Origin of the sequence: Enterococcus sp. DIV0187, assembly GCF_051713785.1 — a bacterium.
GTDB lineage: Bacteria > Bacillota > Bacilli > Lactobacillales > Enterococcaceae > Enterococcus_A > Enterococcus_A avium.
Map to the genome: position 1 here is coordinate 737,912 of NZ_JBIOQO010000001.1, position 14,732 is coordinate 752,643.

Sequence of the window (14,732 nt, forward strand, 5' to 3'; positions counted from 1 at the left end):
GGAGTGGTTTCTGATTCTAAAGGAAATATTTAGATATTTTCTCTCACAATGAATAGTATCAATAATAATTATGGTAATATTTATTATATAGTTAACTATTAAAAATGAAGGAGGGTCTTAGATGGAGACTCCAGAGAAACAGGAAGAACTTCAAACTGAAACATCATTTGATTCAGTGAAGGAATCTGCTTCCGATGTGTTAGGTGGGTTGATGGGGCAGATCAAACGGTTGGAAGAAGCTATGAAAGAAGAACGTATGGGCGATGTTTACCAGATCTATTGGAATGAATTGCCAGCTTCAATTCAACAATCCAGTAACGCAAATCATGAAATCGATAATTTTTTGACAAGCAAATTGGATCAAGAAATTCAGAGGACGTTCCCATTTATGATCATGCGAGATGTCGTCTCACCGATTTTGATAAATTATCAGATTGGCAGTTACTATCGAGACAGGTCGGTGCTGCAAGTCGATGCTACACAACCAACTATTAAAATATTGCCTGAGATTCGTGAACAATGGGAAAAGGTCATGAATGGTGAATATAAAGAACAACTATTGCAACTTCAAAACCAACAGGATGATTTTGATGCAAAAACAATTGCCGCTCAATCAGAGCTTCGTGAGATAAATGGCAAGATTGCACATCAGGAAAAACTCAAGGCTGAGCTTGAAGAAACGAAAAGCTTTATGAATCGCAAAAAAATCGAAGAAGAAATCGAAGTAATCGATGACAAGCTAAAGGAACTAAAAAGACAGCGAAGCGAATGGACTCCTTTTGTTGGCGATCAGCTATCTGGAGAGTCACAAAAGATTGCGTTAGAGAACAAAATTGCCAGAATCGAGCTAGAACAAGCAATTGCATTGAAAGAGCTGCGCTTGATTAAAAAAAGGTTCGGCGGTTTGGAAGAAATGGATGCCGCACTTGAAATTTTTATCAAGGATTTCTTAAACAGGGGGGCAGAATAAATGACTGAAGAAAAAAATAAAATCAATCAGATTTACGATGCACTGGTCGAGTCTGAAGAACCAGGCTTGAATATTCGCGAGAAAGAAATTCTTCACCCCGATGATGAGCCGACCGAGGAATCCGTTGAAACCTTTAAGGCAACGCCTCAAAACAAACCTGTTAGTGATTCTTCCCTAAATTATTATGATAATCGCAGTGAAAACTATCAGGATTTACTTCGCTTAATCGATGATGCGGAAAAAGAAATTGCTGATTTAAAATTCCGAAAGGTGTTAATGGAATCAGATTTTCCGACATTGTTGGATTACTTCCGTAAAATCTATTTGAAGGAAGAGTTTTCGATTTCAGCGATCGCAAAGGGCGCTTTATTGGAATACATTACCTTTGAGTTGATTAAGCCATTAGAAAATTATGGACTTTACCTTTCAACAAATGATTTTTCAACTTGGGAAAGCAAGCATTTCAATCTTTCGTATCGCTTAACTAATGAGAATGTTATCAACTTTAGTTTCATGATGCCGACCTCTGACGGTAAATTCCGCAATGAAAAGATCAAACTAATGCAAGTTTATCCAGAAACGATGAAAGTCACTGTTTTAGATGAAGCTGTTTTGACGTTATTAAGAGATTGCTATAACAAGCATATTTACACTAGCGGACAAAATTCAATGTTCAGTCGTGAAATGAATGATGTCATGACACATATGAAAGAGCTGGGATTCGAATTTGATGACAATCTTTTAGATAATAGCAAGCCACTAGATCTGACAGTAGATCTTCATCATAAGACACCAGTTGATGTGCTGGACAGAATCTTTATCACTACTATGAATAACGAAAACTATGACTTCAAAAAAATTGATGAAAATAGTTACCTGATCGCTTTAGACGGCAATCAGACGGTGACAATCGAACAGAATTTACAAGATGAGTCAAGTAGTCTGAAGCTAAATACCGATCGTAAAAATAAATCGTTGATCGAATTTTTTGGCAGCTATCCATTCTTAGTACCATTGACTATTACTGAATAATGAAACAACACGTGTTGCTCCAAAGTCTTTTGGTGAAATGCGTGTTTTTTTACTTGTGGAAAGGATTAAATTTTTACATGAATAAGCAGCTATATCCATGTTCAGCCTCATGATTTAGCTTTTGAGCAATAAGCAAAAGCTGGCGAGTTCGCGAAGTCTTTCCAAATCTGACTCGTTTTAAAACCCTGCTCTTTTCCCTTTGAAAAAAATTAAATTTTCGAGCTTTTTTTATAGGAAATCACGTTCACTCGTGAAAGTCCGTAAATCCTATGATATACTTTGAAAGTTGATATGAAAGAGTATCAGTTTACCATGTTTGAAAGAGGGTAGAGATTGTGTGTGGAATTGTAGGATTTATTGACCGTTCAGATACAACGCAAAAAGAACAAATTGTTAAAAATATGATGGATACAATCGTTCACCGCGGACCTAATAGCGCTGGACAATTTATTGATGAAGGTGCTGCTTTAGGTTTCCGTCGTTTAAGTATTATTGACCTTGAGGGCGGTACACAGCCAATCAAAAATGAAGACGGTACAAAAATTATCACCTTTAACGGAGAAATTTATAACTACCAAAGTATTCGCGAAGATTTGATCGCAAAAGGCCATGTGTTTACAACACATGCAGATACTGAAGTGCTATTACATGGTTATGAAGAATATGGAATTGACTTATTACAAAAAATTCGCGGCATGTTTGCTTTCGTGATCTGGGATACGAAAAAACAAGAATTATTTGGCGCTCGTGATCATTTTGGAATTAAGCCGCTTTATTACACCATAATGAATGGAACGTTTATGTACGGCTCAGAAATCAAGAGCTTCTTGCAGCATCCAAACTTTGTTAAAGAACTAAATAAGGAAGCTTTGAAGCCTTATATGACCTTCCAATATTCAGCACTGGATGAAACCTTCTTCAAAAATGTTTATCGGATCAAAGAAGGCCATTATTTTATCTACAAAGATGGCAAATTAGACATTCAGCAATATTGGGATGTGAAAGAGCAAGAAACCAATATGACTTTAGAAGAAACGGTTGATTTAATCGATGATACCGTGGTGAAATCAGTTGAAGCGCATCGAATTGCCGATGTAGAGGTTGGTTCGTTCTTGTCATCTGGTGTGGATTCAAGCTACGTAACAGCTGTCTTACGCCCAGAACATTCCTATTCGATTGGTTTCGGGGACAAATCTTATAACGAATCGATTGAAGCCAAAAAATTGGCTGATTTAATTGATTTAAACAATACTTCTCGTGTCGTTACCGGCGATGAAGCCTTCGAATACTTCCCGTTGATCCAATACCATTTGGATGAACCAGATTCTAACCCTTCATGTGTGCCGCTGTATTTCTTAACTGAACTTGCTAGCCGTGATGTACGGGTGGCGTTGAGTGGTGAAGGCGCTGATGAATTGTTTGCTGGGTACCAAGCTTATGGGATGAATACAAAGTCAAAAGCAGTTAAGGTTGTAGCTGAAGGTCTTAAAAAATTACCAAAGGGTATGCGTTACTCGATCGCTAAAGGATTGAAGGGCAAAACCTTTAAAGGTGCATTGCATTTGTACACTTCTTTAGCACCAGCGGAAGAGTTCTTTATTGGTCAAGCGAAGGTCTTTGAAGAAGATGAAGCAGTTGACTATTTACAGCCTGAATACCAACAAAGTCCAACGATCAAAGACATTGTTGATGTTCACTACGAAAAAGTTCAAGATATGTCTGAAATCAAAAAAATGCAGTATTTGGACATGCACCAATGGATGCCGAAAGATATTCTCTTGAAGGCTGACAAATTGGCAATGGCTAATTCATTAGAAGTTCGGGTACCATTACTAGACAAAGAAATGATGAAGGTCTCTGAAATTGTACCAACGAAATATTTGATCAATGCTGAAAATACGAAATTTGCCTTCCGTCAAGCGGCCGCGCGTCATTTGCCAGAGGAATGGTACAATCGTGAAAAACTGGGCTTCCCAGTGCCGATCAAAGATTGGTTGCGTGAGGAGAAATTTTATCAAATCGTGCGGAATGTCTTTACGCAAGACTTTGTCAAAGAGTTCTTTGATCAAGAGAAAATTGTGAAACTACTAGACGATAATTTCGCTGGAACAGCAGACGGTCGTCGTAAAATCTGGACAATCTACACATTTTTGACTTGGTACCAAGTGTACTTTATCAATGATGGCGTAAAACCAGTTCCAGCCACAATCGCGTAATTGTTTAACTGGATTTGACAAAAATATTCAGTCAGGTTAGACTAGGAATAAGGAAACTTAACAAAAATTATGAGGTGTCTTGGTGAGTGTAGTTATTTAATTTGGAGTAACTTGATAGCGAAAAAAAGACTGTTTTAACAGGTTTATTTCGCATGCCAAATTAGATGATACCTATCAAAGCTGATGAACTCGAATTCAAGCTGTGAAGAGGAATCTTCACAGCTTTTTTTGCGACTTCCACCGTGCACTTTAGCGCATCTAGTGGAATCGTATGCATACGAAGATAGGATTATTTTTCCGCTTTTTGGAAAAATAATTCATTATAAGTGAGCTAACTGAGTGTCTGTTTATCCGACTCCCATAGCTGATAAAATCATATGTATACGAAATTCATAATGACATTACTGCTAAGTTTCCCAAAGCCTCGATAGGTGTCTTTTCAATCGAAAGGAAGAGACCATGAATAACGAAACATATACAAAAACCCAATTTAATGAAATCAAACAACAACTAAGCAGCTATGCAATTAGCAGTTTTGGTAAGAAACTTATAGAAGGGACACAGCCACATTCTAAGCTTTCAGTTGTTAAAAAAAGGCTGACAGAAACAACCGAAGCCAAAAACTTACTTGATAGCAATCTGCATGTACCATTTATGGGGCTGCAAAGCATCGAACATATCACCAATCAACTAGAAAAAGGGTTTGTCCTAACCCCTCAAGAATTATTAGAATATGCAGACTTCTTACGTAGTCTACGTTTGATTCAGCAATTTTTCGAGAAGAACCAAAGTATTGCTCCAACATTGAATCGTTATGCTCTAGGGTTAAATGATTTCAATGAAATTGAGGCAGAAATTTACCAGGTGATCCGTAATGGTCGGATTGTTGATGATGCCAGTCGTGAACTGCGCCGTGCACGGCGAGATATTGCAGAAACACAAGATAAAATTCAAGAATTATTGAAGAAATTTATTCGTCAAAATAAAGAGAAAATGCAAGAGGCGATCATCACTAAACGAAATGATATTTTTACGGTACCTATTAAGGCAGCCTATAAGAAACAAGTCAAAGGAACGATCGTGGAGCTTTCAAGTAAAGGAACAACTGCTTATATCGAACCTAGCAGCGTCAGTCGTTGGAACGAGCAATTGACCTATCATAAACTTGTTGAAGAGTCAGAAGTTTATCAAATTCTTGCAACTTTGACGGGTTTGCTAGCTGAAGCATTACCATTAATTCAACAAAATATTGAAATTATTGCTGAGTTTGATCATATTTTTGCTCGGGGAAAGTTCAGTCGTGAATTAAAGGGCATAACACCAGAGATAAATACTGATGGGTATATTCACTTGGTATCTGCCACCCATCCGCTAATTGAAAAAGCTGTACCGCTTGATTTAACCATCGGTGAAGAGTATCGCGGCTTAACCATCACCGGACCAAACGCCGGTGGGAAGACCGTCGTTTTAAAAACCGTTGCTTTAATGACGCTGATGACGATGATTGGCTTACAAATCCCGGCCAAAGATGGAACAGAGATCGCCATTTTCGATCAGATCTTTGTTGATATCGGTGATGCACAGAGTATCGAGAATGCTTTGAGTACTTTTTCTGGTCATATGCAAAATATTTCCGAAATTCTCCGACAAACGCATAAGAACAGCTTGATTTTATTAGATGAATTAGGGAGTGGGACCGAACCGAATGAGGGCGCTGCCCTAGCGATTGCGATCATGGAAGAGTTCTACCAAAAAGGGAGTATTCTAATAACTACTACACATTACGGTGAGATTAAGCGTTTTGCTGAACAGCATCCGGACTTCATTACCGCAGCTATGGATTTTGATGCTGAGCATTTGACGCCGAAGTATCGTTTATTAATTGGACAAACGGGAGAAAGTAACGCTCTGTGGATTGCTAAAAAAATGGCGATCTCTGATCAGATTATCGCTAAAGCACAGAATTATTTTACAGATCGTAACTATAGTCTTGAAAAGAAAAGCTTTAAAAAGAAAGCTAAAAAGCAGATATCTGAATCTATTGAAATAACTTATTATAAAGGCGATAAAGTTTTCTTGTTAGAACAGCAAGAATCAGCCCTTGTTTATCAGGAAGTTCCATTTACGGATAATGTAACAGTCTTTTTAAATGAACAGTTTGTCGAAGTTCCTAAGCGCCGAATCAAGCTCGAGTTCCGGGCTAGTGAACTTTACCCAGCAGATTATGAGCTTGAAAACCTATTCGAAGACTTCCATACGCGTAAGGAGCGTCGTGATATTGATCGCGGTTCGAAGAAAGCTCAACGCAAATTAAAAAAAGAAGCTCTACAAAGAAGACAAGGCTAAAAAAATCCTCCAGTTTTTTTGACTGGAGGATTTTTTATTTTACTCATATTGTTGATAGGATTTCGTTTTATATAGCCCAACTGTTGATCGTTGATTGTTCTCACTATACAAGCTAGAAGACTGCGCTCCTTTTTGTCGTTCGATTTCTTCCAAACGTTCTTTCTGGTTGCGGTAATCATATGAACTTGGATCAATTGAATTCAAGCCACTATCTTGATAATACCTCAGCAAGTCGCCGTTTGTGATTTTATCAGAGGTGATCAATTGCTCGTCAACAGCCTGATTCAATTCAATAAAGGTTTTTTCCTGTTCTGGTGTTGGTTCATCAACTACTTGAGCTGTTTGATTGTCATACATTTTTCCGCCGTAGAAAGTATATTGCGGTGTAACAAAATCCCCATCGCGAAACGCGACAACCTGTTTGTGGTCAGCTGAAAATAGATCCTGTCCCAACTGCAGATATTTCTTCGAATCAATCCCTAATAAATGCAGCAGAGTAGGGAGAGCATCGACCTGTCCGCCGTAGGTGTGGTTAATGCCGCCGTTTGTCGTGCCAGGAACATGAATCATAAACGGAACTCGTTGCAGTTGAGCATTGTCAAAATCGGTCCAGCTATCTGAATCCTTTCCAAGCAGAGAAGCCAATTCTTTATTACGTGTGTTTGAGATGCCGTAGTGATCGCCATACAAAACAAAAATGGATTTGTCATATAGACCACTAGCTTTCATATAATCAAAGAACTCTTTGAGAGCGGTATCCAAGTAATTCGCTGTGGCAAAGTAACCATTAATTGTTTCGTCTTTAGTGTTTGCCAAAGGGAATCCATCTTCGTCATTCTTGAAACTAGAATAAGGGTAATGATTAGACACAGTTATGAACTTCGTATAAAACGGTTGCTGTAAATGCTCCAAATATTGAACCGACTGACTTAAGAAGGGCTTATCATGCATTCCGTATTGGAAGGAATTGTCATCATTCACATCATAATAAGAAGAATCAAAGAAATAATCAAAGCCTAAATGCTTATAGGTCTTATCACGATTCCAAAAAGACGCAGAATGTCCGTGGAATACAGCAGATGTATAGCCAGCTTTTTGGTTTAAGATATTCGGTGCTGCTTCAAAGGTATTTTTATCCCCTAATTGTGTGAATAATGCACCTTGATTCAATCCAAATAAAGAATTTTCCATCAGGGTTTCCGCGTCTGAAGTTTTCCCAGCCTTCACTTGATGGAAGAAGTTATCGAAACTATAAGTGCTTTCCCCATGATACAGACTATTTAGAAACGGCGTCACCGTATGATTGACACCATTTTCATCAGTTAATTGATAGTCAATTAGAAATTGCTGGAAGCTTTCCAAATGAATGTAGACCACATTTTTCCCTTTAGCAATACCGAACATAGAATCATTAGGTTCAGCATAATGTTCTCTGATATAACTTTTAACTTCCTTCAAATCGTTTGGACTTGCTTCTGCTCGGATTTGGTTATTTTGAAAGGTTTGATAACTATCATATACAGTAAAAGCATTGACACCAAGGTATTTAACTAAATATTCACGAGAAAATTGTCGACTCAAAAGTCCGGAACGATCAATTTCAGCCAGAAAAATATTTCCGCTACAGATTAGTAAGGAGAGGGCAGAAAGAGCCGCCGCTTTACGAAAACGCGGATGTTTTTCCTCAATGATAATTTTCTTTTTAAAAAGCAGAACAGGTAAAGCAAATAAATCTAAGATGTAAAAAATATCGTACCAGCGAAAAAGACGAACGGCACTTTCACCTAAACCAGTCGAAACTTGACCCGCACCAAGCATCGTATTGATCGTAATAAAATCAGTAAACTCACGATAATAGACAGCATTAGAAAAGAGCCAGATTGTCAAAATCCCATAAATGATAAATAAAGTCGTATAAGCGACCTTTGAACGTTTAATAAAAAGACCAATGCTGATTAACAGCATCGAAACACTTAATGGATTGATTAATAAAATAAATAATTGCATCGGGTTTTGAATACTTAAATGAAAATCAACTACATAAGCAAACATATTTTTCAGCCAAAGCAAACCGATCAGCAGGCTGAAAAAGCCAACTCTAGTATTTATAAACTCATTATATTTTTTTAAACGAGACATTTTCATGCTCCTCATCATTATTTTCCATTTCCTTAAATAGTTTATCGGTTTTTTAATCGAAGGTCAAACCAAGTACCGTAAAATGCCTTGATACATCAGCATTTATATTTGCTGCCTTAAAGAACATAAGCAAATCTTAATAAACATGATTTATGAATTAGAATGATTCTTTTATCGAAGCATTCTATAGGAATGATTTATCTCATGAATGCTATAATGTGCAAAAAAGTAAGAGAAGTTATCTGAAACACAGATTGTGAATATAGAAAATAATTACGGGAGGAGAGATAGTGTGAAAAAAATCATTATTATGATGCTTTTTCTATTTATTTTAGCGGGCTGTCAGTTTGGTTCATCAAATAAAAAAACGAGTAGCTCTTCAAGTGATGAATCGATTCCCAAGACTTCTTCGAAAAACTCGGAAAGCAAATTATCCAGTACACAAAAAACAAAGGAGGAGAAGACATTGACTTATGCTTCAGGAAGTTTGCTACAGGCAGTTTCAGCTAATAATCTTGATGAAGTAACAGAGATTCTTAAATCACCATCGTACCCAATCAACGAAGTGAATGAAAAAGCAGAAACACCGTTAATGATTGCGGTTCATAATAATCAAGTAGAAATAGCCAAAAAATTGATTAGCGCCGGAGCAAATGTCAATCAACAAGATACTATTCAGGACAGTCCATATCTGTATGCAGGTGCAGAAGGCAGAACAGAGATTTTAGCTTATATGTTGTCTAATAGCATGCCAGATCAAACGATTACGAATCGTTTTGGTGGAAACGCATTAATTCCGGCTGCAGAAAAAGGCCATCTAGAAAATGTAAAAATCCTTTTAAATGATGGTCATGTGAATGTCAATCATCAAAATGATTATGGATATACAGCGTTGATTGAAGCCGTTGCATTAAGAGACGGTTCACAGGTTTACCAAGATATTGTTGCTGAACTGTTAAAACATGGCGCAGATCCCAACATTGTCGATAATTTTGGTAAAACAGCTAAAGACTACGCAAATGAACTAGGTTATGGGAATATTTCTAAGCTACTGCAAACAAATACTTAGATAAAATTGAGAAACAAAAAATTTGTTATTGAGTAATAGATAAAGGAGCATAAGCAAGAGCTCCTTTAAATTTTTTATTTTAGTTTACATAATATACATTAAACAAAGTTAAATTAAAACTATTCTAGGATTTATTTGCTGATTCTGACTAAATTATGACTTAATAGCTTTTGTTGTTTATTAATCTGATGACTATATCTTTTCTAACTTGTTTATCAACTGATTTTCCATTTAACCAGTAAAACTAAAATTTTTTTCCTTTTCCAACTATAATAACAACAAAATAAAATCAGAAACTAAAAATAATCACATTAAGATGAATTGCTGACCTAAAAATTTACAAAAACGATTTGCAAAAAAATCCAAAAAAAAACGCTGCATTTTTTACAGCGTCTTAAAACACTCTATCTTTCTACACCAGTGAAAACCTGTTCAACATAAAAGGCTTTCACTCCTTGTTTATCGTACATATATTTTGTCTTAGGATCGTAATACATTAATCCATCTAATTCTAGATAATACTCGAATAGCGATTCCTCAAAAAGGTCTGTAAAATCCAATCCGGCTTTTAAAAATTCCTCTTTAGAAATAAAATCAATCATGAAAATCACCTCTATAGCTGTTTTGAGTACAAGGTACCATAATGAAATTCGTTTGTACCGTCATTAATAGTTGGTGTATCATATTAAATTGATTGTTTATTTCTATTTTATTTGCCTCCCTCTCTCCTATTTATTTAATGTCTGAATAATCTCATAGGCTTCCGTCATGTCTTCAGCTAAATAATCTGCCGCACTTTGGTCAATAGCAGCTCTTGTTTCCTTATAGGCGATCGTGGTGATACCCGCAGCTTTTGCTGCGCTGATGCCATAATAAGAATCTTCAATGGTGATCGCTTGATTTGCTGAGACATTTAGTTTTTCTAATGTATTTAAATAAATCGCTGGATTTGGCTTGCTTTCTTCGACAAATTCGCCGCTATAAATCACGTCAAAATAATCCTTGATGTTACAAGAATTCAACACTTCGATGATGTGTTCATAGGTTGAAGATGATGCAACTGCCAGCAAAACTCCTTTTGATTTGGCCCATTTTAAAATTGGAAGAAGCTCTTTCCGGAACAGTTGTTGGTAGTTAATTGATTCATACGCAATGGCATTGTATGCTTCAAAACGACGCTTAATTTCATTTAAAGAATCGTTGCTGCCGATAAATTTTCTTAACGTTTCATAAAGCATATTGTAAGACTGACCAATCAATTCGTCGAAATTGGTTTTCACTTGATTGATCGCTGGATTTTCTTTTTTGATGAATTCCTGCTGAATGCGAAAATCTTGAAACTCAGTATCGACAATCACACCATCCATATCAAATATTATCGCCTTAATCATTCATTTGCCTCCTTAATCTCTTTAATGGGAATTATTGCAAACCTTTTCATAAAAAGCAAATTGATTTAAGATTTAAACCACAAAAATAGCCAATTACGTAGTTCCTTCACGTAGTCGGCTATTTCTTCATTTTCCCTCGAAGGGCTTTTATTTTTTCAAGTGTAATAATTTTCGATTGCGGCTCAGTATTTTTTTCGTCTTCTACTTTGCGTTCTTCTACTAACGTCAGACCACGATGCTCCGCTCGAAAAATATTTCGCTTGATTTCTTCTACCTTTTGCAATTTCCTTGATGCTTCAGATCTGTCTCGTAAAAGCTTTTTAATTTTTTTTTCATGAATTCGTTCTGTTACTTTTTCATCGAAATAACTTGTAGTTGCAACATTGATTACCAACGCAATCAACAGGAAATTATCTGTTACACTAGAACCGTCTAAATAACCATTGCTAAATAACCACATAACAAAGCAAATCAAAGCGATCATACTGAAAACCTGATACACTCTGAGTGCCTTTTCTCTTTCATTACGATCAGCGAATATGGGTTTTGCTTCATTAAACAAGGCAAGATAAAGATTATGCGCTTCAGCAAATTCAGGCTGTGTCTTAATTGCTGTATCGTACGCTTCTTTTTTTGTAAAGCCTTGCTGCTTCATGTAATATTTCGCAATCTTTCTTTTTCTGATCATTTGAACCCCCTCTTCGATTCTAAGATCATGGATATGTTGAAGATTCATAAGGCGACTCCTTAATCACGGAATTCTATGTTCGGCAGTCTCTATTTTATCATTAAGTTAGTAGAAAGACTAAGAAATTCTTTAATATTTTTCGCCTCGACTGAATTAAGAAAAGAGAAATCCACTCAGACTAGGATTCTCGTCGAGTGGACCAATTTCTTTATATTTTTTTTAGCCCTTCGTTAATTGGTGTATTGCCATCTCCCATTAAAATTACTTTCTTAATGGTATTTTCTTGTTCGAGCAGCTCTGCTAAAACAGCAGCAACGTTTTCAATAGAATTCTCAGATTTCTCTGTGATATTTGTAGTTATTTTTCCGCTTCCGGGAGTTTCTTTCAGACTGCCGGGTTGCAAAATTGTGTACTCTAAATTGGTTTTATCAATCAACCAATTGTCTGAGAAGAATTTTGAAATATTATAGTCAGTCAATGCGCCACTCCATTTGTCTGGTTGCAAAGCAAATAGCGAACTTAAATGAATGTACCGTTTAATTCCCTTTTTCTCAACTGCTTGCATCAATTTTACAGCGCCATATAAATCTGTTTGTAATAGATCTTTTCCTCGTGAACCAGCTACGAAATAAACTGCTTCTGCATCAGTTAATGTATTGGCGATTTCATCAATCGTGCCATGCAGATCTAAATGAACCGGGGTAACAGATTCGTTCGCTTCAATCGCGTCATCACGACGTGCGCCTGCGTAAACGGTGTGTCCTTTTTCAACTAAGTTTTTGATCAGTTCTTCGCCTACTCTTCCGGTAGCTCCGGCAACAAATATTTTCATATACATAATCCCCTTCCTCACTAGTTATGCTAACGTATTTCCCTAGCTGGTACAAATAATAGCACTTAAAATTGGATGAGTTAAGAAACAACCAATTGGCTGTTTCTTTTTTATTGTATAACTTTATAATGAGGTCATTGATTGAATTATAAAATAATTTGCATCTATACGTCTTAATTGGGGAGTTTTTTATGACAAGGACAATATTGACTATTGCAGGATCGGATACTTTAGCCGGTGGTGGTCTGCAATCAGATTTAAAGACATTTGAGGACTATCATTTATTTGGTTTGACTGCGATTACCTGTATTGCGGTTGTTAAAAATGGACAGTTTGCAATCACTAATTTGCCTACTGAACTTTTAAACGATCAATTGAATACAATAAAAGATAACCTTTCATTAGATGGGATAAAGCTTGGGCTAATCCATCAATTAGAGTCGTTGGAAATCGTCAAAAGCTTTTTGCGTTCATTTGATGGTCCAATCGTTTTAGATCCAGTTATGGCCTTCAAAGAAACTGATCATGTATATAATGATAGCTATCGAGAAAAATTGATTGAGCTATTTCCTTTTGCTACGGTAATTACGCCGAATTTAAAAGAGGCAGAGCTTTTAAGTCAGCAGAAAATTTCTAATCCGACGGAAATGGAGCAAGCTGCGAAAAAAATTATTGATCTTGGTGCACAATCAGTTGTAATTAAAGGTGGTCAACGTCTTTCTGGCAATTTAGCTTCGGACCTTTTTTATAATGGCGAGACTTTTCAGTATTTTTCTAAACCTAAATTGTCCAACGTAACGATTAATGGCGCAGGTTGTACCTTTGCATCAGCTATTGCAGCGAATTTAGTTTTAGGCAAAGATTTGGTTAACGCGATTGAAGATAGCAAGGAGTACGTTTATCAGGGGATCAAAAATGGACTACTTTTAAAAAACGGAGAGGGAAATGTTTGGTTTGGTGATAGCGTAAAATCGGAGGTTATGACATGAAAACAAAAGAAATGACAAAATTGGCGATGATGGTGGCTCTGACTGTCACTCTCTCAATTCTTTTCATTATTCCGATTCCTGCGACTAAGGGATTCGTGACATTATGTGAAGTGGGCATTTATGCTTCAGCTATGCTTTTTGGTCCGACTGGTGGATTTTTAGTAGGTGCGTTAAGCGGAGGCTTGATCGATTTGATTTCTGGATATCCGGAATGGGCAATTTTTTCGATTGTGATTCATGGACTACAAGGTTTCATTCTAGGTTATCTGTATAATAAATTTCCAAATCGAAAAGGATTATTTTTTGGATTCCTGTTTGCCAGTTTGTTCATGATTATCGGCTATGCAATAGCTACGGCATTGCTATTTGGTTGGCCAGCCGGTTTAGCCTCGCTGCCAGGTAATCTTGTACAAAATATTTTTGGTATCGCGGTGACCATTCCTCTTTATCACGCGTTGCAAAGAGTACTACGTCACCCTCAATATAAATAGTTAATAGAAGGAAGTCATTCAAATGGAAAAAGAAAAATTACAACAAGATTTATCAACGATTGTCAACGATGTTTTAGCAGAAGCCAACCTTAAAGCTGGTGACGTTTTTGTTTTAGGCTGTACGACTAGTGAAATCGTCGGTGGAAGGATCGGAAAAAATTCAAGTCAAGAAGTTGGTCAATGGGTTATCGAAACATTGAAATCGATCCTTGATCCTAAAAAGATCTATTTGGGTGTTCAAGGCTGTGAACACATTAATCGTGCTGTTGTTGTCGAGCGAGAGATTGCCGAGAAAAAGGATTGGGAGATTGTATCCGTTAAACCAGCGTTACATGCAGGAGGCTCTTGCTCTGTAGCAGCCTTTGAACAATTTAGTGATCCAGTGGAGGTTGAACATATTGTTGCTCAAGCAGGAATTGATATTGGCGATACTTCGATTGGGATGCATGTCAAACACGTTCAGGTTCCTGTTCGTCCTTCTATCAAAGAATTAGGTGGCGCTCACGTAACAGCTCTACGCAGTCGTCCAAAATATATTGGCGGACCACGCGCGACTTACTAAATCGATT

General features: G+C 36.9%; 13 protein-coding genes. 8 read left to right on the forward strand and 5 right to left on the reverse strand.

Annotated features, from left to right (window positions below; all coding sequences use genetic code 11):
• The first annotated feature begins 121 nt into the window (after window positions 1-121).
• The 4 genes from IGI52_RS03605 (at window position 122) to IGI52_RS03620 (ending at window position 6,564) form a co-directional block, all read left to right on the forward strand.
• On the forward strand, window positions 122-970 hold the full coding sequence (locus tag IGI52_RS03605; RefSeq protein ID WP_016180267.1) for a hypothetical protein: 849 nt from the start codon (window positions 122-124) through the stop codon (window positions 968-970).
• On the forward strand, window positions 971-2,002 hold the full coding sequence (locus tag IGI52_RS03610; RefSeq protein ID WP_438780506.1) for a hypothetical protein: 1,032 nt from the start codon (window positions 971-973) through the stop codon (window positions 2,000-2,002).
• Window positions 2,003-2,337: 335 nt separating this feature from the next.
• The gene (gene asnB / locus IGI52_RS03615) at window positions 2,338-4,218 is read left to right on the forward strand and encodes an asparagine synthase (glutamine-hydrolyzing) (RefSeq protein ID WP_438780507.1); all 1,881 of its coding nucleotides are present in this window, start codon (window positions 2,338-2,340) and stop codon (window positions 4,216-4,218) included.
• A gap of 459 nt (window positions 4,219-4,677) precedes the next feature.
• The gene (locus IGI52_RS03620; protein ID WP_438780508.1) at window positions 4,678-6,564 is read left to right on the forward strand and encodes an endonuclease MutS2; all 1,887 of its coding nucleotides are present in this window, start codon (window positions 4,678-4,680) and stop codon (window positions 6,562-6,564) included.
• A gap of 39 nt (window positions 6,565-6,603) precedes the next feature.
• On the opposite strand, the gene IGI52_RS03625 is transcribed toward IGI52_RS03620, so the two are convergent.
• Window positions 6,604-8,703, reverse strand: a complete 2,100-nt coding sequence (locus IGI52_RS03625; protein WP_438780509.1) for an LTA synthase family protein — start codon at window positions 8,701-8,703, stop codon at window positions 6,604-6,606.
• A 292-nt stretch (window positions 8,704-8,995) separates the two neighbouring features.
• On the opposite strand from IGI52_RS03625, the gene IGI52_RS03630 reads away from it, so the two are divergent.
• On the forward strand, window positions 8,996-9,772 hold the full coding sequence (locus IGI52_RS03630; RefSeq protein ID WP_438780510.1) for an ankyrin repeat domain-containing protein: 777 nt from the start codon (window positions 8,996-8,998) through the stop codon (window positions 9,770-9,772).
• 404 nt (window positions 9,773-10,176) lie between these two features.
• Here IGI52_RS03630 and IGI52_RS03635 read toward each other — a convergent pair whose 3' ends face one another.
• From IGI52_RS03635 to IGI52_RS03650, 4 genes are all read right to left on the reverse strand, one after another.
• Entirely contained in the window at window positions 10,177-10,374 is a 198-nt protein-coding gene (locus tag IGI52_RS03635; protein ID WP_118367962.1) for a hypothetical protein, read from the reverse strand.
• 126 nt (window positions 10,375-10,500) lie between these two features.
• Complete coding sequence (locus IGI52_RS03640) at window positions 10,501-11,163, reverse strand: HAD family hydrolase (RefSeq protein ID WP_438780511.1); 663 nt, start codon at window positions 11,161-11,163, stop codon at window positions 10,501-10,503.
• A 118-nt stretch (window positions 11,164-11,281) separates the two neighbouring features.
• Window positions 11,282-11,899 (reverse strand): hypothetical protein, encoded by a 618-nt coding sequence (locus tag IGI52_RS03645; protein WP_438780512.1) that lies wholly within the window; start codon window positions 11,897-11,899, stop codon window positions 11,282-11,284.
• Between the two features lie 160 nt (window positions 11,900-12,059).
• Window positions 12,060-12,683, reverse strand: coding sequence for an NAD(P)H-binding protein (locus IGI52_RS03650; protein WP_438780513.1), 624 nt, complete (start codon window positions 12,681-12,683; stop codon window positions 12,060-12,062).
• 191 nt (window positions 12,684-12,874) lie between these two features.
• Here IGI52_RS03650 and IGI52_RS03655 point away from each other — a divergent pair, with 191 nt between their 5' ends.
• Genes IGI52_RS03655 through IGI52_RS03665 form a run of 3 tightly spaced genes read left to right on the forward strand, consistent with a single transcriptional unit; the run spans window position 12,875 to window position 14,725 of the window.
• Entirely contained in the window at window positions 12,875-13,672 is a 798-nt protein-coding gene (locus tag IGI52_RS03655; RefSeq protein ID WP_242326893.1) for a bifunctional hydroxymethylpyrimidine kinase/phosphomethylpyrimidine kinase, read from the forward strand.
• A complete protein-coding gene (locus IGI52_RS03660) occupies window positions 13,669-14,163 on the forward strand; it encodes an ECF transporter S component (protein ID WP_016180255.1) in 495 nt (164 codons plus the stop codon). Before IGI52_RS03655 ends, IGI52_RS03660 begins: the two co-directional genes overlap by 4 nt.
• Before the next feature lie 22 nt (window positions 14,164-14,185).
• Entirely contained in the window at window positions 14,186-14,725 is a 540-nt protein-coding gene (locus IGI52_RS03665) for a TIGR01440 family protein (protein ID WP_016180254.1), read from the forward strand.
• Window positions 14,726-14,732: the final 7 nt, after the last annotated feature.

Excerpts from the sequence above, each read along its gene's own strand:
- IGI52_RS03645 (WP_438780512.1), bottom strand. The coding sequence starts at position 11,899 with ATGAATCTTCAACATATCCATGATCTTAGAATCGAAGAGGGGGTTCAA.
- IGI52_RS03660 (WP_016180255.1), top strand. The coding sequence starts at position 13,669 with ATGAAAACAAAAGAAATGACAAAATTGGCGATGATGGTGGCTCTGACT.
- IGI52_RS03655 (WP_242326893.1), top strand. The coding sequence starts at position 12,875 with ATGACAAGGACAATATTGACTATTGCAGGATCGGATACTTTAGCCGGT.
- IGI52_RS03605 (WP_016180267.1), top strand. The coding sequence starts at position 122 with ATGGAGACTCCAGAGAAACAGGAAGAACTTCAAACTGAAACATCATTT.
- IGI52_RS03620 (WP_438780508.1), top strand. The coding sequence starts at position 4,678 with ATGAATAACGAAACATATACAAAAACCCAATTTAATGAAATCAAACAA.
- IGI52_RS03610 (WP_438780506.1), top strand. The coding sequence starts at position 971 with ATGACTGAAGAAAAAAATAAAATCAATCAGATTTACGATGCACTGGTC.
- IGI52_RS03665 (WP_016180254.1), top strand. The coding sequence starts at position 14,186 with ATGGAAAAAGAAAAATTACAACAAGATTTATCAACGATTGTCAACGAT.
- IGI52_RS03650 (WP_438780513.1), bottom strand. The coding sequence starts at position 12,683 with ATGAAAATATTTGTTGCCGGAGCTACCGGAAGAGTAGGCGAAGAACTG.
- IGI52_RS03640 (WP_438780511.1), bottom strand. The coding sequence starts at position 11,163 with ATGATTAAGGCGATAATATTTGATATGGATGGTGTGATTGTCGATACT.
- IGI52_RS03625 (WP_438780509.1), bottom strand. The coding sequence starts at position 8,703 with ATGTCTCGTTTAAAAAAATATAATGAGTTTATAAATACTAGAGTTGGC.
- IGI52_RS03635 (WP_118367962.1), bottom strand. The coding sequence starts at position 10,374 with ATGATTGATTTTATTTCTAAAGAGGAATTTTTAAAAGCCGGATTGGAT.